At 62.8% G+C, this 18,276-nt stretch carries 16 protein-coding genes and 1 pseudogene; all 17 read right to left on the bottom strand.

What is annotated here, in order from left to right; all coding sequences use genetic code 11:
• Nucleotides 1-72: 72 nt before the first annotated feature.
• The 17 genes and pseudogenes from EXN68_RS01865 to EXN68_RS01785 all read right to left on the bottom strand — a co-directional run bounded on the left by EXN68_RS01865 (nucleotide 73) and on the right by EXN68_RS01785 (nucleotide 18,246).
• Entirely contained in the window at nucleotides 73-1,482 is a 1,410-nt protein-coding gene (locus EXN68_RS01865; RefSeq protein WP_142839928.1) for a sensor histidine kinase, read from the bottom strand.
• A 9-nt stretch (nucleotides 1,483-1,491) separates the two neighbouring features.
• A complete protein-coding gene (locus EXN68_RS01860; RefSeq protein ID WP_035218197.1) occupies nucleotides 1,492-2,250 on the bottom strand; it encodes a response regulator transcription factor in 759 nt (252 codons plus the stop codon).
• 164 nt (nucleotides 2,251-2,414) lie between these two features.
• Complete coding sequence (locus EXN68_RS01855) at nucleotides 2,415-3,968, bottom strand: Do family serine endopeptidase (protein ID WP_142839409.1); 1,554 nt, start codon at nucleotides 3,966-3,968, stop codon at nucleotides 2,415-2,417.
• Between the two features lie 155 nt (nucleotides 3,969-4,123).
• Nucleotides 4,124-4,588 (bottom strand): cytochrome c-type biogenesis protein, encoded by a 465-nt coding sequence (locus EXN68_RS01850; protein WP_161991158.1) that lies wholly within the window; start codon nucleotides 4,586-4,588, stop codon nucleotides 4,124-4,126.
• Nucleotides 4,589-4,710: 122 nt separating this feature from the next.
• Nucleotides 4,711-6,702 (bottom strand): heme lyase CcmF/NrfE family subunit, encoded by a 1,992-nt coding sequence (locus tag EXN68_RS01845; RefSeq protein ID WP_142839407.1) that lies wholly within the window; start codon nucleotides 6,700-6,702, stop codon nucleotides 4,711-4,713.
• Complete coding sequence (gene ccmE / locus EXN68_RS01840) at nucleotides 6,699-7,211, bottom strand: cytochrome c maturation protein CcmE (protein ID WP_142839406.1); 513 nt, start codon at nucleotides 7,209-7,211, stop codon at nucleotides 6,699-6,701. The genes EXN68_RS01845 and ccmE overlap by 4 nt, the downstream gene beginning before the upstream one ends.
• Complete coding sequence (ccmI, locus tag EXN68_RS01835) at nucleotides 7,208-8,371, bottom strand: c-type cytochrome biogenesis protein CcmI (RefSeq protein ID WP_161991210.1); 1,164 nt, start codon at nucleotides 8,369-8,371, stop codon at nucleotides 7,208-7,210. The genes ccmE and ccmI overlap by 4 nt, the downstream gene beginning before the upstream one ends.
• A gap of 160 nt (nucleotides 8,372-8,531) precedes the next feature.
• Nucleotides 8,532-8,960 carry a hypothetical protein gene (locus tag EXN68_RS01830; protein ID WP_142839927.1) on the bottom strand — a complete coding sequence of 143 codons (429 nt, stop codon included), beginning with the start codon at nucleotides 8,958-8,960 and terminating at the stop codon, nucleotides 8,532-8,534.
• 105 nt (nucleotides 8,961-9,065) lie between these two features.
• Entirely contained in the window at nucleotides 9,066-10,466 is a 1,401-nt protein-coding gene (locus EXN68_RS01825) for a sensor histidine kinase (RefSeq protein ID WP_046798674.1), read from the bottom strand.
• Nucleotides 10,456-11,127 (bottom strand): response regulator transcription factor, encoded by a 672-nt coding sequence (locus EXN68_RS01820; RefSeq protein ID WP_003509815.1) that lies wholly within the window; start codon nucleotides 11,125-11,127, stop codon nucleotides 10,456-10,458. The genes EXN68_RS01825 and EXN68_RS01820 overlap by 11 nt, the downstream gene beginning before the upstream one ends.
• A 91-nt stretch (nucleotides 11,128-11,218) precedes the next feature.
• Complete coding sequence (locus EXN68_RS01815; RefSeq protein ID WP_035218215.1) at nucleotides 11,219-11,473, bottom strand: hypothetical protein; 255 nt, start codon at nucleotides 11,471-11,473, stop codon at nucleotides 11,219-11,221.
• Between the two features lie 136 nt (nucleotides 11,474-11,609).
• The gene (locus tag EXN68_RS01810; RefSeq protein ID WP_046798673.1) at nucleotides 11,610-11,816 is read right to left on the bottom strand and encodes a hypothetical protein; all 207 of its coding nucleotides are present in this window, start codon (nucleotides 11,814-11,816) and stop codon (nucleotides 11,610-11,612) included.
• Nucleotides 11,817-11,850: 34 nt separating this feature from the next.
• Nucleotides 11,851-15,650 (bottom strand): annotated as a pseudogene (locus EXN68_RS01805) (baseplate multidomain protein megatron).
• A 17-nt stretch (nucleotides 15,651-15,667) separates the two neighbouring features.
• Nucleotides 15,668-16,102, bottom strand: a complete 435-nt coding sequence (locus tag EXN68_RS01800; RefSeq protein ID WP_142839404.1) for a C40 family peptidase — start codon at nucleotides 16,100-16,102, stop codon at nucleotides 15,668-15,670.
• Nucleotides 16,099-16,983 carry a DUF2163 domain-containing protein gene (locus tag EXN68_RS01795; RefSeq protein ID WP_142839403.1) on the bottom strand — a complete coding sequence of 295 codons (885 nt, stop codon included), beginning with the start codon at nucleotides 16,981-16,983 and terminating at the stop codon, nucleotides 16,099-16,101. Before EXN68_RS01795 ends, EXN68_RS01800 begins: the two co-directional genes overlap by 4 nt.
• Entirely contained in the window at nucleotides 16,980-17,618 is a 639-nt protein-coding gene (locus tag EXN68_RS01790) for a TIGR02217 family protein (RefSeq protein WP_142839402.1), read from the bottom strand. The genes EXN68_RS01795 and EXN68_RS01790 overlap by 4 nt, the downstream gene beginning before the upstream one ends.
• Before the next feature lie 46 nt (nucleotides 17,619-17,664).
• Complete coding sequence (locus EXN68_RS01785) at nucleotides 17,665-18,246, bottom strand: phage tail tape measure protein (RefSeq protein ID WP_142839401.1); 582 nt, start codon at nucleotides 18,244-18,246, stop codon at nucleotides 17,665-17,667.
• Between the last annotated feature and the right edge of the window lie 30 nt (nucleotides 18,247-18,276).

The raw sequence follows: 18,276 nt of genomic DNA, 5'->3' as shown, positions 1-18,276 counted from the left end.
GCCTAACCGTTACCCGCGCTGACGCAAGGCAACGCCATCGCTTGCAGCGACGAGATCGCCGTATGGCTTGGCTTATGGTTTTGAGACGGGAAATACCATCGAAACTGTCAGCCCCGGGCAGGCGGCATTCGACGCATCGGTGTCGGACAGCAGCAGCGATCCGCCATGCAGTTCCATCACGGCCTCCACCAGGGAGAGGCCAAGGCCGGTGCCCGGTTTGGAACGGCTTTCATCCAGCCGCACGAAACGTTTCAGCACCTCGCCGCGCTTGTCGGCGGGAATGCCGGGGCCATTATCGGCGACGGAAAGCACGATTGCTTCTTCTTCTCTCGCCAGACGAATGACGAGCTTTTTGTCGCCTTCGCTTTCACAGGCATATTTCATGGCGTTGTCGATGAGGTTCGACAGCGCCTGGCCGATCAGTTCGCGGTTGCCCTGCACCGAAAGTCCGGGCTCTATCTGGGTTTCCAGCACAAGGCCGGCATCTTCGGCCACCGGCTCGTAAAGTTCGGCGCTGTCTGCGGCGATTGCCGAGACGTCCACATCGGTCATTTCAGCGGCGATCGAGCCGGCCTCGACGCGGGAGATCATCAGCAGCGCGTTGAAGGTGCGGATGAGCTGATCGGACTCAGCGATGATGCCCTCAAGCGCTGAGCGCCTTTTGGTCTCGTCATCGTCGTCAAGTGCTGCGGCGGCCTTGTTGCGCAGCCGGGTCAGCGGTGTCTTCAGGTCGTGGGCGATATTGTCGGAGACCTGCCGCAGGCCCTCGTTCAGTTTTTCGATGCGGCCGAGCATGGCATTGAGCGAGCCGGACAGCCGGTCGAACTCATCTCCCGAGCGGCCCTGCGGCAGGCGCTGCGACAGATCACCGGCCATGATCTTCTTGGTCGCCGCCGACATGCGATCGATGCGCTTCAGCGCATTGCGGCCGATGCCGAACCAGATGAGCAGCGCGCCGCCGCTCATGATCGCCAGCGCCACCATCAGCGCATTGCGCACCAGCGCCCGGAACTTGGTCGGCTCGCCAAGGTCGCGGCCGATCAGGATGCGCAGGCCATTATCCAGCAGGAAAATATTGGCGGTGGCGAGGTGCTGCACGCTGTCGCCGCTTTCGGAATAACGCTCGTAACGGAAGGGAAAGCCCGTCCAGCCTTCCTTGTCGAAGACACCGGGCTGCACGGAGGCAACGTTACCGGCAAGGATTTCGCCGTTCGGGCCGGCAATGACGTAAAGGCTCGCGCCCGGCTGGCGGGCGCGGCGCTCCATCATCCTGAGCAGCGGGTTGATGCCGCCGCGATTATAGATGCGCTGCACATCAGATACTTCCTGCAAGACGGCATCACGCGTCTGCTGGTTCAGCAGCTTTTCGGAAAGTGCGGTGACGTAGAAGACCAGAAAGGCGGCGCAGAGCGCGAATAAAAGGATATAGAGCGCCGAGAGGCGCACCGCGGTCGACCGGAACAATATTCTGAGGCGGGCCATTTTCGCCAATCAGCCCTCGTCCTTCATCATGTAACCGGCACCGCGAATGGTCTTCAGCAGCGGCTTCTCGAAGTCCTTCTCGATCTTCGAGCGCAGACGGGAGACATGCACGTCGATAACATTGGTCTGCGGGTCGAAATGATAATCCCAGACGTTTTCCAAGAGCATGGTGCGGGTGACCACCTGGCCGGCATTTTTCATCAAATATTCCAGCAGGCGGAATTCGCGCGGCTGCAGCAGGATTTCCTTGCCGCCGCGACGGACATCATGCGACAGGCGGTCAAGTTCGAGATCACCGACCCGGTAGACCATGTCTTGCTCGGGCTTGCCCTTGCGGCGGCCCAGCACTTCGATGCGGGCAAGCAATTCCGAAAAGGCATAGGGCTTCGGCAGATAATCATCGCCGCCGGCGCGCAGGCCGGTGACGCGGTCATCCACCTGCCCCAGCGCGGAGAGGATCAGAACCGGCGTCTCGATGCCGCGACGGCGCAGCTCGCTTATGACGGAAAGCCCGTCGCGGCGCGGCAACATGCGGTCGATCACCATGACGTCGTAGGCGTTCTCGCAGCCCATGAACAGGCCGCTCTCACCGTCGCTCGCGTGATCGGCGACGATCCCGGCTTCGCGGAACGCCTTGGTCATATAGGCCGCAGCCTCTAGGTCGTCTTCAATGACAAGAATCTTCATGTGCGGGACAATAGCGCCCTCGCCCTTTTCCGCACAACCGGAAAGAGATGCGACAGACATTTCCTGAACCTTGTTTTCCATGAGGTTTCCTCCGCGATACTGCCTGGACCGGCGTTGCGGGTCCTTTCTTCTCCCCGCCGGGGAGAAGAAAACGGGCCGTAGCGCCCTGCCATATTCAATCGCCCCGTCTCGAGAGCGAGATGCGATGCCGGCTCCCCAAAGAACCGGCATCGCCTGTCAACCTATCAACCCTGGTCGATATCCAGCGCGATGAAGCGGCTGCCGTCGTCCGTTTGGATCTGGAACAGCGCCTTGGAACGTCCGTCCTTCTTGGCCTGCTCGAGGATCTTCTCGATATCGGCGGCGGAAGCGACCTGCTGGTTGTTGACCGAGGTGATCTTCTCACCGGTCTTCAGGCCGCGGGCGGCAGCATCGCTGTCGGGATCGACATCGGTGATGGCAAGGCCGTTGCCGTCATCGGCGGGCGAAACCGTCAGGCCGAGGCTGGAGAGCACCTTCTCGCTGGAGGACTGACCGCCCTTGTCGTCGTTCTGGCTGGGCGTCGCCTTGGAAGCGTCGTCGCTTGCGAGATCGCCGAGCGTCACGGTTACCGACTGCGATTTGCCACCGCGCCAGAGCGAGATTTCAACCTTGGCGTTGGGGGCCATGCCACCGATGCGGCGCGACAGGTCGCGGGCATCCTTGACCGGCTCGCCATTGACGGCCGTGATGATGTCACCCTGCTTGATGCCGGCCTTGTCGCCCGGCGAGCCGGACTGCGGCGAGACAACGAGTGCGCCGCTTGCCTCGGAAAGACCGAGCGATTCGGCGATATCCTTGCTGACGGGCTGGATCTGCACGCCGAGCCAGCCGCGCTCGACCTTGCCGTCCTTCTGCAGGTCGGCAATGACGTCCTTGGCGACCGATGCGGGGATGGCGAAGGCGATGCCGACATTGCCGCCGGAAGGCGAGAAGATGGCGGTGTTGATGCCGACCACTTCACCGTTGAGGTTGAAGGCGGGGCCACCGGAGTTACCACGGTTCACGGCAGCGTCGATCTGCAGGTAGTCGTCATAGGGGCCGGAGCCGATGTCGCGGCCACGGGCGGAGATAATGCCCGAGGTCACCGTACCGCCGAGACCGAAGGGGTTGCCGACGGCGACGACCCAGTCACCGACGCGGATCTTGGTGTCATCGGCGAATTTCACATAGGTGAACTTGCGGTTCACATCGACCTTCAGCAGCGCCAGATCGGTGCGCGGATCACGGCCGACAAGCTTGGCATCCAGTTCGGTGCCGTCATTCATCACGATCGTATAGGCGGAGCCGTCATCGACAACGTGGTTGTTGGTGACGACATAACCGTCTTCGGAGATGAAGAAGCCCGAGCCCTGGGCGACCGGGCGCAGCGGGCCCTTGCCGTCACGGTGGCGGTTCGGGCCACGCTCGGAACGGTCCTGATTGGGGCCGCCAAATTCCTTGAAGAAGCGCTTCAGCGGATGATCGTCCGGCAGCTGGTCGAGACCACGGCCGCCGAAATTGAAGGAAAAGTTGCTGGAATCATCGGAAGCGGGCTGCACGTTCGACTGGACGCGAACGGAGACGACGGCGGGCGAAACCGCATCAACCACATTGGCAAAGCTCGGAACCTGCGGCGCGGTTACTTCGACGGGTGCTGCAAGCGAATGGGCGATCGGAGCGGCGATGCCGGTTGACAGCATCAGCGCGGCAAGGCCGCCGACGGTCGTGGCCTTCAGAGCCGTTTTCAGCGAGAAACGTCCGTTTTGAGAGTGAGACATTGGTACCTTCTTTCTTCATTCAGACTGGAGCCCGTTTGACCGGGGGAGAAGCGGTGGATGATGAAGATATAGGAGGCAACACCTTACGGCGAAGTGTCTGACGAATGAAAAATCCGTAATGTTGAAAAAGAACCGGGGGCCGACATGGAAACCGGTTATTTTTCAATGAGATTACGGATTCTCTCTTCTTCGTCCGCGCTCAGTTTTTGTGGCCGCTCCTGCGTTGCACGACGGCGCGAAAAGACGAAAACGGCGAAAATGCCCGCAAGGGTAAGGCCGACGGGTGCGCCCCACAAAAGCACGGTGCGAAGGCTGAGGCGGGGTTTCAACAGCACGAATTCGCCATAACGCGACACGACGTAATCGATGACGGCCTTGTCGCTGTCACCCTGAACCAGCCGCTCGCGCACCAGAACGCGCAAATCGCGCGCAAGCTCGGCGTTGCTGTCATCGATGGACTGGTTCTGGCAGACCATGCAGCGCAGCTGAGACGTCAGGTTGCGGGCGCGCTGTTCCAGCACGGGGTCTTTAAGGACCTCGTCGGGGTTGAAGGCGAAGGCGGGCCATGGGGCAAACAGGAGTGCGAGAAGAAGCGTAAGCCCCGCCACGATCTTCCTCATTCCTGTGCTTGTCACAGGAATCCAGCCAGCCCAGGTCCTTGGGCTGAAAAAACTCTCCCGCCGCGCAGACGCGCGTCGACTGGATTCCTGTGACAAGCACAGGAATGAGGAAAGCGCCACACTCATTCCGCCGCCTCCGGCATTGCCGCCCGTACTGGCTTCGCCTTGCGATTTGGTGCCCCCACCCTCAAACGCCTGTCGGACAGCGAGATGAAGCCGCCCACCATCATGAACAGCGTGCCGCCCCAGATGCACAGAATGAAGGGTTTCCACCAGATGCGCACCACCATGCCGCCATCGGTCATCGGGTCACCCAGCGAGACATAAAGCTGGCTGAGGCCGAAGGTCAGAATACCGGCTTCCGTCGTCGGCATGCGCCGCGCGGTATAGAGCCGCTTCGAGGACCAGACGTCGCCCACCTCAACCCCCGCCTTGCGCACCGTGAAATGGCCGCGATCCTCGGTGAAGTTGGGGCCGACAGCGTGGCGGATACCATCAAAGGTGAGGCTGTAACCGCCCGCTTCCGCCACCATGCCCTGTTTCATTTCCAGGACGGTTTCGGTCTCATAGGTGGTGACGATGACGATGCCGAGCACGGTAATGCCGACGCCCATATGTGCCAGGGCCGTGCCGAAGGCAGAGCGCGGCAGGCCCTTCAGACGGCGGAATGCGATGCCGAAGGCCAGTTTGCCGAAATTGGCGCGATACCAGAGATCGGCAAACGCACCGAAAATCAGCCAGAAACCGGCGGCGATTCCGAGTGCCGCCAGTACCGGGCCGCCATTTTCCACGTACCAGAGCGTCAGCCCGGCAAGGGCTGCAATGGCGGCGGCCACATAAAGCCGCTGGAAGGCGCCGAGAAGATCGCCGCGCTTCCACGCCAGCATCGGCCCAAACGGCGTGACGATCAGGATCGGGATCATCAGCAGGCCGAAGGTGAGATTGAAGAAGGGTGCACCGACCGAGATTTTTTCGCCCGTCAGGGTTTCCAAAATGAGTGGATAGAGCGTGCCGATCAGCACCGTGGCAGTCGAGACCGTGAGAATGAGATTGTTGAGGACGAGTGCCCCTTCGCGCGAGATCGGCGCAAACAGGCCGCCGACCTTCAGCGATGGCGCGCGCCATGCAAAGAGCGCTAAGGCTCCACCGATGAAGATGGTCAGAATACCGAGGATGAAGATGCCGCGGCTCGGATCGGTGGCGAAGGCATGCACCGAGGTCAAGACGCCGGAGCGGACGAGAAAGGTGCCGAGCAGCGACAGCGAGAAGGTCATGATCGCCAGAAGCACGGTCCAGATTTTCAGTGCCTCGCGCTTTTCCATGACGAGCGCCGAATGCAGAAGTGCCGTTCCAGCCAGCCACGGCATGAAGGAGGCATTTTCCACCGGATCCCAGAACCACCAGCCGCCCCAGCCGAGTTCATAATAGGCCCAGTAGGAGCCCATGGAGATGCCGGCGGTCAGGAAAGTCCATGCGGCGAGCGTCCAGGGCCTTACCCAACGCGCCCAGGCGGCGTCGATGCGGCCTTCCAAAAGCGCCGCAACGGCGAAGGAAAAGCAGACCGAAAAGCCGACATAACCGAGGTAAAGCAGCGGCGGGTGGATGGCGAGGCCAAAATCCTGAAGGATGGGGTTCAGGTCCTGCCCCTCGGCCGGCACCGGTGACAGACGCAGAAACGGATTGGAGGTGAGCAGGATAAACAGCAGGAAGGCGACGGAAATCCAGGCCTGTACGGCCAGAACATTGGCTTTGAGCGTTTCCGGCAGGTTGCGGCCGAAGGCGGCGACGAGCGCGCTGAAAAACACCAGAATGAGCAGCCAGAGGAGCATGGAGCCTTCATGGTTTCCCCACACGCCGGTCAGCTTGTAGAGCATAGGCATCAGCGAATGGGAGTTTTCCCAGACGTTGCGCACGGAGAAATCCGAGACCGCATAGGCCCGCGTCAGCGCCGCGAAGGAAAAACCCACCAGCAGGAACATCATGACGGAGCCAAGCGAGGCGACATCCATCAGTGCCCGGTCGTTGCGGCGCGCGCCGATGACCGGCAGCGTCGAGACGATGAGCCCCACGCCAAGCGCCAGAACCAGAACATAATGGCCGATCTCGTTGATCATTTTGTCGCTCCGGTCTTGTCAGTGGAGACGGCACCGGCCGATGGCGTTGCGGCGGCGGGGTTCTCGCCGTCACCGCCATGCTGCCACAGGCCCTTGTCCTTCAGCCGGTCGGCCACTTCCTTCGGCATGTAATTCTCGTCATGCTTGGCCAGCACGCTGTCAGCCACGAAGCCACGGGTCGCGACATCGAACACGCCCTCGGTCACGACGCCCTGCCCTTCGCGGAAAAGATCGGGAAGGATGCCGGTGTAGCTGACGGGTACATTGGCCTCGCCATCCGTCACGGTGAAGCTCACCGTGCGGCCCTCGCCGCGCTTGATCGAACCTTCCGCCACCAGACCACCAAGGCGGATGCGGGTGCCGGGATTGACGGGCGTCTTTTCCAGATCGGCCGGCATGTAAAAATAGGCGATGGACTGGCCGAAAGCGAACATGACGAGCAGCACGGCTGCAACGATGAAGCTCATGCCGCCGCCGATGATTGCCAGACGTTTCTGTTTGCGGGTCATTGCGTCACTCCCTGCGGCGCGGCATCCTGTTGCCCGTTGGTGCGGATCGGCCCGGCGGAAACGCCCAGTTCCTTCGCCAGCGCCAGCAGTTGCCGGCCCTGCTCACCCTCCGGCGGGAAAGCCTGCAGGCCGGCCCTCAGGGCTTCACCGGCCCTGGCTTCATTCTTCAGCACGGCATAGGCGCGCACAAGCCGCATCCATCCTTCAAAATCGGCCGGGTTTTCCTTCAGCTTGGCGTCGAGGCTTGCCACCATGCCCTCGATCATCGCCTGCCGGTCGGTGGCTGTCATGTCATTCGCAGCCGCCATATCCTGCGCGGTCGGACCGGGCGCGGCTGGGGCCGTCTCGCCGCCGGTGCGGGTAATATGTTCGCGAACCAGCGGCAGCCAGGGTGCGCCAGCCGGTGCATCGGCCTCCAGCGCCGCAAAGGCCGCGCGCGCTTCTTCCGCCTTGCCCGCCTGTTCCAGCGACAGCGCCAGATAAAAGCGGGCGCGCGGATTGCCGGGTTTCAGCTTTTCGGCCTCAGCAAAGGCATCACGCGCTGCCTCGATGACGATGCCGTCATTGCCAGCCACCAGCGTTTCGCCAAGGCCCGTCAGCCGTTCGGCGCTTGGCCCCAGAATACGAAGCGCATTGCGATAGGCAAGCTCGGCATCGCCAAGCCGCAGTGTCTTGAAATAGATCGGGGCCAGAATATCCCAGCCGGCGCCGTCATCCGGGTTCTGCGCCAGATGCCTTTCGGCGCGGGCGACCAGCAGGTTCATGTCATTGCCGGGTTTTTCAAGACGCGCCTCGAGCGGCATGTCCGGCACTTCCGGACTGCCGTTCCAGACGTAAAGACAGAGCCCGAGTGCGGGCAAAAGAACAGTGATTAGGCTCGCGGCAAGATTGTGCCGGCGCGGCCGGTCCTGCTTGCCCTGCTCCTCTTCCGCCTCGGCGGCGGCAAGCAGGCGGCGGCCGATTTCGGCGCGGGCGTAATCCGCCTCGGTTTCGCCGATCAGACCCGCCGCACGTTCACGGTCCAGTTCCGCCAGCTGGTCGCGGTAAACGGCAACCTCACCGTCGCGGCGCGTCTCAGGCGCCTCGGTCTTCCGCATCAGCGGGTACATCAGGACGACGGCGACAGCCGCCGTCAATATCGCAACGACAATCCAGAACATAAGGCTCAATTACTCGAATGCGCGGCACATGGAAACATGAAGCGCGGGGATGACGTGAATTTGAGACATCACGCCGCACCGCAAGCCCTGTTTCGGCCGTTCCGCCGTGCCTCTTCTTGTCATTGCCGGAGGTCGGTGGCCTTGATTTACGTCAAACCCGTCAGGTCAAAGGCGACCAGCTGCCATCGGCATTGCGGCAGGCCGCACCGCGCACCTTGGTCTCGCGTCCATCCACGGTGAGGCTGTGCGAATATTGCCGGCAGTTCTGATTGCCCACCTGATAGGGCGCATTGGCGACCACCTGGCCCTTGGCGTCATCGCCGTTCCAGGCAACGGGCGTGCCGACAGGCGCCGTTTCCAGCGCCTTGTATTCCGCCTCAAGCGCCTTGGTCTGATCGCCCCTGTCGAGCTGCACGCCGCTTCGCCCGACAATGCCGCCCTCAAGATTGGCAAGGAAAGGTGTCGAAGGCTGTGCCGAGCGGCCGAACAGGCCGCCACCGGCCGGGCGCGTGCCCGTGGTGGTGCAGGCGCTCAGCATCGAAACGCACAGGATCGAGAGAAGTGCCGGGCGTGACACCAGCGAACGCATCGTCACGGAGCGACAGCCATCATACACGTCAACCAAACCCTGTCCTCTTTTCTACCGCATTGCACCCAATATGGTGCCATTGAATTTCTTGCCTTTTTTCTTGCTTCACGCAAGCTCTTTTGAAAGGCCCGGCAAAATCAGATCGGCTTTCAGCCCACCGATGGCGCTGCGCGACAGCGAAAAGCGGCCATGGTATTCTGACACCACCTCGGAAACGATCGACAGGCCGAGCCCGGTGCCCGGACGGCTCTCGTCCAGCCGCCGGCCGCGCTTCATCGCTTCGCTGATCTGTTCCGGCTCCAGCCCCGGCCCGTCATCCTCCACCGTCAGCTCCACCCAGGACCGGCGGCCTATTTCGGCATCGGAAGAAGGGTGCGTGCCGGTGGCAAGCGTGACGACCACTCTGGTCTGCGCAAAACGCGCGGCATTTTCCAGAAGGTTGCCGACGACTTCCTCCAGATCCTGCTGCTCCATGCCGAGTACCGCGCCCGGTTGCTCGAAATTCAGCACGAACTGCTTTTCGGGGTTCAGGCGGCGCATCACACGCACCAGCCGTTCCAGCGCCGGTTCCGCTTCCACGCGGGCAAGGATCGAGCCGCGCTGGGCGGCGATGCGGGCGCGGGAGAGATAGGATTGCACCTGCGCCTGCATGGCATCGGCTTGCGCGCGCACCAGATCACCATGCTGCGGCTCCAGCGTGCGGGCCTCGTTCAAAAGCACGGCAATCGGCGTTTTCAGCGAATGCGCGAGATTGCCGACCTGCATGCGGGCACGCTCCACCAGTCGGCGGTTGCTGTCGATCAGCGCATTGACCTCATTGGCGAGCGGCTGGATTTCACGCGGGAATTCACCTTCGAGGCTTTCCGCCTCCCCGCCCCTTATCTTGCCGAGCGCCACACGGGCCTGATCAAGCGGCCGCAGACTGTAGAGAATGGCCAGACCGTTGACGACCAGACTGCCGACACCAAAGACGGCCAGCGCCAGATAGAGGCTGTTGGAAAAATCACGGACATCGTCTTCGACGACATTCAGATTGCCGGAAACACGGAAACGGGCCGCCCGGCCCTCCCCGTCCAGCACGACTTCCGTTTCCGCCACACGCACCTTGTTGCCGGCCTCGTCGGTGACGGCATAAAAGCGCTCGTATCTGTTGTCGAAGGGGGCGTCGAGAATGCTCGGCACCGGCAGCGTCGACACGCCGAGCGAGGAAGACACCAGCGGCGCAGTCTGGAAATTGCCGAGCGGCTCCACCACCCAGTACCAACCGGTATCGGGCTGCGAAAACCGGAGATCGCCGAGCTGCGGGCTGCCGGCCAGCGTATTTTCGTTGGAAATCGTCACGGAATTGATGACGTTATAGAGCTGCGCCCGCAGAAGATCGGTGAAGCTGCGCTCCACGCCCTGCCGGTAAAGCGTCGAAATAACGACGGCGATCACCACCAGCGCCAGCGCCGACCAGGCGGACGCGAGCAGCAGAACGCGGGCGGTGAGAGAATTACTTCGCATCTGCCGGCGCTTGCATCCGGTAACCGAGACCACGGATCGTCTCGATCAGATCAACCCCGAGCTTCTTGCGCAAACGTCCGACAAACACCTCGATCGTGTTGGAATCGCGGTCGAAATCCTGATCGTACATATGTTCGACCAGTTCCGTGCGCGAGACGACTTCGCCCATGTGATGCATGAGATAGGACAAAAGGCGGAACTCGTGCGAGGTGAGCTTCAGCGTCGTGCCATTGACGGTCGCCTTGGAGGATTTGGTGTCGAGCCGGACCGGACCGCAGACCAGTTCGGAGGAAGCGTGGCCGGCGGCGCGGCGGATGAGCGCGCGCACGCGGGCAAGCACTTCTTCCACATGGAAAGGCTTGGTCACGTAATCATCGGCGCCGGCATCGATGCCAGCCACCTTGTCGCTCCAGCGGTCGCGGGCAGTGAGGATGAGGACCGGCATGGCCTTGCCGGCCGCACGCCATTTTTCAACGACGGTGATGCCATCCAGCTGCGGCAGGCCGATATCGAGGACGATGGCGTCATAGGGTTCGGTATCGCCTAGATAATGCCCTTCCTCGCCGTCAAATGCCTGATCGACAACATAACCGGCCTCTTTCAGCGCGTCGGTCAGCTGACGATTGAGATTGGCATCATCCTCAACAACGAGAATACGCATTGTCCGCCCTTTCCTGTGTCCCGGCCCGCCTGCGTTCCGGTCATGCTAAGTGTCTCGGATTGTTTTCCGATATTTCGGCGATGCGGGCAAGCTACATCGGCACGCGCATCGTTACCTTGCGCGGGCGCTCGCCATTGCCCTGGACGAGAACGGTGACGACACAGGACTGGCCGTCGCCGGAAGGATAGACCGAAAGAAGCTGGCCACCGGTTTCGCGTACAACACGGGCGACGGCTGCGCCGCAATCGCTGGCAGCCAGAATGTAGTGGCCCTGCTGATCAGCCTCGGGCGCCGTGAAACCGGAAAGCCCGGCTGCAAGCGTCGCGATGATGAGAGGTGATGCCATTCTACAAACTTCCAAAAACCGGGTGCGTCTCGAACCTTATTGTGACCGAATATGTAGCGCAAAGCGTCTGAATGGCAAATGAATGCTGCCCCCGCCGCCAGGAGCCGCGGCGGGGGTTCTGCTGCAGCGATTATCGTCAGCGGATGGCGCGGGTTGCCGAAAGGCGGCCATAAAGTGCAATCAGGCCACCAATTCCGCCCGCCACCGTTACCAGCCCTTCCGCCAGCTCACCGTGCAGGCCGGCCGGCAGATCGAGGCCGGCAATGCTGAAAAGCGGCGCAAAAACCGCAATCAGCGCGCCCCAGATGGTACGTGATTGATACCATGCCTTGGTACTGTCCATTCTCTCATCCTTTGCGTTGTTTTTCAGGCAGTTGTCAGAGCGGGAGAAAGGCTTGCGCCACCACTCCCAGAGGCACCGCGCGACCGAGCTGGCGGACACGCACGGAAATGTGATCCCGCAGGACCGGGAAATCTGTGAGTTCGGCTGCGACAGGGTAAAACCAGCGGGGTTCGGAAACCTCCGACACTCGTTTGACGGCCTCACCTTCCAGCACCTCGACACGGTATCGCTCGAAAGGCTCGTCCAGCGGGATGTCGCTCGCATCCCAGCCATCGGCCTCCATCCGGCTCCGGCGTTTCCATCGGATCAGCACGCCATCCTTTTTCCGCTCGCCGGAAAGATGCCCGGGGAAAGCGGCATCTGCGCCCGCAATCCACCCTCGAAGGCGAAAGGCCCGGCCGAAGCGCCGGCTTTTCCCGCCGCCTCGACGATCCAGTTCAGCCGCCGTCCCCGTTCGCCAACGGCAAGGCCGAGCGGCTGCACCGCCGCATCCAGCATCACCGCCGGTGCGCCTGCCGGCGCGCCGGCGGCCAACGCATCTTCCGTGCCCGCAAGTCCGCGCAGGAGGCTGGAGAGCAGCCAGCGCGAGGGCGCAATTTCTTCGGCCTTTGCGAAGGCGACGATCTCCCAGACGCCGTTTGCGGCCTTGATGGCGATGCGGTTTTCACCGTTCAGCACCGACAGCTCGTTTGCCGAGGCGAGCCCGCCGAAAGCCAGGTCGATCAGGACAGCATTCGTCCGGTCGAAACGGCCCGAAGGGCCGGGCAAAAGCGGCATCGCCAGCGCGCCGATCATGGCCGGCTGGTCGAGCACGGCGCGTTGCCTGTAACCTTCCGTGCCGGAGGATGCGGAAACGAGGATCGGCCGCCATGGCCTTGCGAAGGCTGCGATCCTCGCCGAATGCTCCGGCGCGACGCCATCATGATGCGGCAGGTCGAGAAACAGCACTTCCGGCGCAAACCCCTCGGCACCGCTTGCATTGCCAACGCGCCGCTCATCCACCATGCCGGTAAAAGCGGAAAGGGCAGCGGAAAAGGCGCGTGCCTCCACCTGCCGCACCGCGCCATCCTCGATCCGGCTGACCAGAAACCGGCCTGCCGGCGCCTGTGGAAAAGCGCCGTCCGGCAGGCGGATACAATCGCCGGGTTCGAGGGCAATATCGGTGGGCGGCAGGGCAAAACGCACTGTGCGCCGCGCCTGACGGTTGTCGCGCAGCACCGCCTCGACGGCGGCCTCCGCCGTTTCCGTCGGCAAGGCGGCGTTGAGGTCGAGCCGCATCACCCGGCTGCCGGCATTGTCGATACGACGGGAACGCGCGCCAGCCTGTTCGTAATCGAGCGCCGGGTTGAACGAGGTCAGCATGACTTCAGCCGCAAAATCGCTGTCATGGCCGCGATTTTCCGACCAGAGCGGCTCGCCATCGAGATCGGCAAGCACGGAAATATCCCGGACCGGCAAAACCGCCGTGTTGCGGGAGCGGAAACGCAGGGTGCCGCCGTCTTCTGCCACATCCAGCTGAAACGCCGCCATCAGCGGCTCCAGCAGGGCGCGGGCCGAGGTCACATCACCCTGCACATAACCGGTCATGTCGCCGCTGACGGCGGAGACGTCGAAAGCGGGAAAGCCGTGATCGGTCAGGATCGCAGCGATGGTATCGGCAAGTGTCGCCGTGCCCAGCCGGCCGTTCAGCCAATGGCCGGTGCGCCAGTTGCCGCCATCGCTCCACACCGCGCCATTCTGCGGAAAGGCGGGATAGGGCCGCGCATCCCAGGTCCAGAGATAGACCCGGTTTTTATCCACCATCGCCGTATCGCCCTGATCCCAATGGTCGAGATGCGCTTCCAGAAACCGCCGTTGCTGGCTGTCTGCCCGGTTCCGGCCGGAGAAATAGGGAAAGGCGTTTTCCGCCGATTTTGGATCAGGAAAGACATTCGGGCGCGCGGCGCTCTTGTCCACCGCCGGGCAGCCGAGTTCGGTGAACCAGATGGGTTTCGAGCCCGGCACCCAGAGCGTCGGCGTGGGTTTCTCCACGCCCCGCACCCGGTCGTAATGGCGGTTTCCCCACCAATTCCCGATGTCCTTGTAGCGGAAGACCCACGGCCTGCCCTTCAGCCCGTCGGTAATGGGCGTGCGTCGCCGCGCCGCGCGGTCGGCATTGCTGGCATAATACCAGTCGAAACCCTCACCTGCCGTGATGGCGCGTCGGAAAGCGTCAGCATCATCCGGGCCAGTCATGCCATCCGGATTGCCGTTTGCGGCATCCTCGTTGCGCCAGTCGGACAGCGGCATATAATTGTCGATACCGATGGCGTCGATATCAGGGCTCGCCCAGAGCGGATCGAGATGGAAAAAGACATCTCCCGAACCATCCGCCGGCTGATGGCCGAAATATTCGCTCCAGTCCGCCGCATAAGTCAGCTTCACCGCCGGTCCCATGATGGCGCGCACATCACCCGCCAGCCGCACCAGCTCCTCCACAAAGGGGAAGGCATCGTTCTTATCGCGCAGGCGCGTCAGCCCGCGCAGCTCCGAGCCGATCAGGAAAGCATCCACCCCGCCCGCTTTCGCCACAAGCGCCGCATAATGCAGCACCATACGGCGATAACCCTCATCGCGGTGGCAAAACCGCTCGACCTCCCGGCGCGCCGTAGCGCTGCGGTCGGGAGAACCGGGCCTTTCGGGTGCGGGAAAACAGGTGATGCGCCCGCGCCAGCCATAAGCATCCTGTTCACCCTTGCCATAGGGATCCGGCAGACCATTGCCGGCGGGCACGTCCATCATCACGAAGGGATAAAGGCAGACCTTCAATCCACGAGACTTCAGGTCGGCTATCGCCTGCAGCACGCTTTCATCATCAGGCGTGCCGCCATAGGCCGGGCCGCCGCCATGATGGCTGACCGGATGCGCCTCACCACGCGAAAGGCCGACAACCGACCATGGCACCGTTTCGCCATCGCGGGCCGCCACTTCAACGCCGGGCAGAATGCGGCACTCGCCCGCCCGCATATCCGTGCCGAACCAGCTCACCACCAGCGCCACGCTTTGCAGGTTGGTGCAAAGCGCCTGCAATTCGTCGATGGCCGCCTGCCAGTCGGTCGCTGCAGTCAGGCCGTTGCGGTTCATCACACGGCTTTGTCCCATGCCGGTGCGCTCGGAAACCGGCACCGTGGCGTAACCATGCTCCGTTGCCCCTGGAATGACGGTGATGGCGCGGATCGATTTTTCCAGCCGGCCAACGGGCCGCACGACTTCGAACTGCATCAGCGGAATACGATTACCATAGTCGTCGAGCGGCAGGCGTTCAAAGACCACATAGGCCAGCCCGCGAAAGGCAGGCGCATTGCCGCTGCCCTGTTTCGCCTCAATCAGCGGATCCGGCAATTGCGTTTCGCTGCCGGGATAAAACCGCATCTCGATGCCGGTGAGATCAACTTCGCGTCCATCGGCCCAGATGCGCCGCACCATGGCCGCCTCGCCTTCGCAGAGGCCAATGGCGAGATTGGCGAAGTAACGAAAAGTCTCCACCTTCGGGCCGCGATTGCCCTTGCCGCCCCGCCGCTCCACCTCGACGATTTCCTCAAACCGCGTCGCCCAGATCAGCGTACCGCCGATCCTTGCCGTTCCGTAAAGCCGGTTGATCGCCGCTCCCTCATCCGCCCCCGGAATACGCGCCGTCGAAAGCCGTGCGCCCGATACGGTGCGGCCGCTGGAAAGCAGGGCACGGTCGACGGTATTGCCCGCCAGCGCACCGGCCGCCTGGCCAATAATGGCACCCACGGGGCCGAAAATGCCACCGAGCGCCGCACCCGCCGCCTGAAAAACTATGGTCGCCATGCTTGCCTCGAAAAATATCAGGGATCGGGAAAACGGAAGACGCCCGCCACGCGCCGTCTCCAGCCCGGCACCAGTGCCGAACACACCACCGCCGCCTGTTCATAGGCATGAATGAAATGCTGAGGCTCGGCGAGAATGCCGAGATGTTTCGCCGCCGCATCGGCCCGCCAGCGAAACAGCAAGAGGTCTCCCGGCCTCGCCTCGTCCATATCAGGCACCGCAAGAAAGTAACGCTTCGCCGCCGCCATCAGCCGGTCTTCACCGCCGCGTTCGGCCCAATCAGGCGCATAGGGCGGCAACAGCTCCGGCTCGGCGCCGTACAATTCACGCCAGATGCCCCTGACCAGGCCGAGGCAATCGCAGCCCACACCCCGCAAGGAGGCCTGGTGCCGGTAAGGCGTGCCCAGCCAGCCCTGCGCCAGCGCCAGTACTTTTTCTCCGGTATTGTTCATGGAAATAGTGCCTTGCCATCATGGGTCTGGCCGCCGCTGGCGTAAGAATAGGCGAAATCCGCCCCCGGCAGGTGCGGGAAGCCCCTGAAATTCAGGTGATTGGCGAATTTCGTTCGGCACGTGGCGAAACTCTTGTCACAGCCGGCGGTTATGGAAAAACCGTCTCCCGGCAATGGCATGCGTTCCGGCGCGAGCCAGAAGGACAGAAGCGCGCCGCCGTCGCGTCGCACATGACCGTCGAGATCGAAACCCCTGCCGGCGAGCACGCCGCTCAAAAACCGCAACTTCCCCCGGCTAAAGAAACCATCGGCGAAAGCATCAAGCCCCGAGACCAGCAGGTTGCCCACCGCATCCACCGCCACCACGCGGCCATTGCCGGTGAACCGCGAAAGATCGACGCCGCAGCGCCGGTCACCCAGTGCGGCATCGCAACGCCGCCCATAGACCCGGCCCTGCGGCTGGCCGAGGCGATGGGCAAGGCTGCGCAACTCGGCGTGAAACGCCCCGCCCGCCCGCGTCACCTCGCCGATCTCGCGCATGGAAAGCAGCACATGCTCATCCGGCGTCTGCCAGTTGACGAGAAAAAGCTCCACTCTCGCGCCATCGAAACGCCCGGCGGCCAGATCGCTTTCCGAAATCGCCTCGCTGGAAAAACCGCCCGCCACCTCGCCGGCACTCGCGCCCAGCCCGGTTTCGCTGTCGCTGTCGCTCGCCCCGAAACCGCTGGCGGCCAGATAGGCCGTGCCGGCAAAGGATAACGTCTCATCGTGGTCGGTAAAGCCGATCACAACGCCATCCTTCAGCGTCACCTTCCAGCAATGGCAGGTGGTGGTGGCATCGCCCTGCAGATGCGTGGCAAGGGCCGGAGGAACGGTTTTCATGGCAGGATTTCCATCAAGGGAATGGAGGGAATGCGGCCGGCCTCGAAGGCGGTGAGGTTGACGTCGATGCGATCGATCGCAAAGCGCACCGGCACGTCGAATTCGAAACCCGCCCGGATCGCCGCACCTGCAGGTGGCACCTTGCCGGCACGAAACGTCACGATGCCGGTTAGATGATCCACCGACACATCCGAAGGCGGGACCTTCACCCCCTCGACGGAAACGAGGACAGAGCCCTCGACCGGCTTTTCCACCCGCCTGATCAAGGCACCGCCGGCATCGGCATAGGTCTTCACCAGCTGAAACTGTGCGGTTGCGCCATCGCCGGTGCCGATCCTCTGATCTGTGGCGGCAGGTGTCCCGCCCGGCGGGCAGGATTTGCAATCGACGGGGTCACGAAAGCGGAAACCATAAAGCTCACCGCGCCGCGCCTCGAAAAAGCCGAGCACCTCATAAAGATCGGCCACCGAGCGGATGCCGGACCCGGCATCATAAGCGCGCCTCGCATTCTTCCAGCGCTGGTTGCGGCTCTCGCGCCCATTGGACAGATTGACGATATCGGTACGCCGCACCGGCCCGCCGCTCACACCAAGCGCCAGCCGCAGCGGAAACCGCACTTCATGAAATGCCGTCATGTCGTTGTTCCACGAATCTTTTTGCTGTGTTGAAAGGGTCGCTACGTCACAAACCGCGCTGGCCGCGCCCGACGCTGCGGGCCAGCATGGCGGCGATCTGGCCTTCGCTTTTTCTAAAACTCGCTGCATCGGTGGCCGTCACGTTGAAGACGATCTGCGCACCACCACCGCCCGCCGGTGCGGCGACACCCAGCGCGCCATCCGAGCCACGTTTCAGCGGCAGGATGGCTTCCGCTCCCGCCTCGCCCATCAAGCCCAGCCCACCGCCCATCGGAAAAAAGGCGGGGCTGGAAACCACGCCGCCATCAGCAAAGGGCGTGATGCTGCGCCCCGGCACCCCGCCATCGGCAAAGGCAAACAACGAGCCGCCGCCGTTCAAAAGCCCGCCGACGGCATTGCCGATCATGTTCTCCAGCGGCTTCAACCCGGCGGAAAGCGCAATGCCCGACAGGCGTTCTCCAAGCCCGCGCAGCACCTCGTCCAGCCCCTTGCCGCCCGTTGTTGCCGCTTGCAAGGCCGATGTCAGCGCCGCCCCGAACCGCTCGGAGCGCTTTTCGAGATCGCCCATCACATCCGCAAGCGCTTCCGCCTCCTCGCGGTTCTCCGCAATCGATCCTTCGCCTGCCATCGCGCTTGCCTTTCTGATTCAACTCGGAAC

Source organism: Martinezella rhizogenes, assembly GCF_007002745.1.
Taxonomy (GTDB): domain Bacteria; phylum Pseudomonadota; class Alphaproteobacteria; order Rhizobiales; family Rhizobiaceae; genus Agrobacterium; species Agrobacterium cucumeris.
This window is presented reverse-complemented; position numbering and strand designations above follow the sequence as displayed.

Bases quoted from the DNA above. Each gene is read 5' to 3' on its own strand.
- EXN68_RS01865 (WP_142839928.1), bottom strand. From the start codon at position 1,482: ATGGCCCGCCTCAGAATATTGTTCCGGTCGACCGCGGTGCGCCTCTCG.
- EXN68_RS01860 (WP_035218197.1), bottom strand. From the start codon at position 2,250: ATGGAAAACAAGGTTCAGGAAATGTCTGTCGCATCTCTTTCCGGTTGT.
- EXN68_RS01855 (WP_142839409.1), bottom strand. From the start codon at position 3,968: ATGTCTCACTCTCAAAACGGACGTTTCTCGCTGAAAACGGCTCTGAAG.
- EXN68_RS01850 (WP_161991158.1), bottom strand. From the start codon at position 4,588: ATGAGGAAGATCGTGGCGGGGCTTACGCTTCTTCTCGCACTCCTGTTT.
- EXN68_RS01845 (WP_142839407.1), bottom strand. From the start codon at position 6,702: ATGATCAACGAGATCGGCCATTATGTTCTGGTTCTGGCGCTTGGCGTG.
- ccmE (WP_142839406.1), bottom strand. From the start codon at position 7,211: ATGACCCGCAAACAGAAACGTCTGGCAATCATCGGCGGCGGCATGAGC.
- ccmI (WP_161991210.1), bottom strand. From the start codon at position 8,371: ATGTTCTGGATTGTCGTTGCGATATTGACGGCGGCTGTCGCCGTCGTC.
- EXN68_RS01830 (WP_142839927.1), bottom strand. From the start codon at position 8,960: ATGCGTTCGCTGGTGTCACGCCCGGCACTTCTCTCGATCCTGTGCGTT.
- EXN68_RS01825 (WP_046798674.1), bottom strand. From the start codon at position 10,466: ATGCGAAGTAATTCTCTCACCGCCCGCGTTCTGCTGCTCGCGTCCGCC.
- EXN68_RS01820 (WP_003509815.1), bottom strand. From the start codon at position 11,127: ATGCGTATTCTCGTTGTTGAGGATGATGCCAATCTCAATCGTCAGCTG.
- EXN68_RS01815 (WP_035218215.1), bottom strand. From the start codon at position 11,473: ATGGCATCACCTCTCATCATCGCGACGCTTGCAGCCGGGCTTTCCGGT.
- EXN68_RS01810 (WP_046798673.1), bottom strand. From the start codon at position 11,816: ATGGACAGTACCAAGGCATGGTATCAATCACGTACCATCTGGGGCGCG.
- EXN68_RS01800 (WP_142839404.1), bottom strand. From the start codon at position 16,102: ATGAACAATACCGGAGAAAAAGTACTGGCGCTGGCGCAGGGCTGGCTG.
- EXN68_RS01795 (WP_142839403.1), bottom strand. From the start codon at position 16,983: ATGAAAACCGTTCCTCCGGCCCTTGCCACGCATCTGCAGGGCGATGCC.
- EXN68_RS01790 (WP_142839402.1), bottom strand. From the start codon at position 17,618: ATGACGGCATTTCATGAAGTGCGGTTTCCGCTGCGGCTGGCGCTTGGT.
- EXN68_RS01785 (WP_142839401.1), bottom strand. From the start codon at position 18,246: ATGGCAGGCGAAGGATCGATTGCGGAGAACCGCGAGGAGGCGGAAGCG.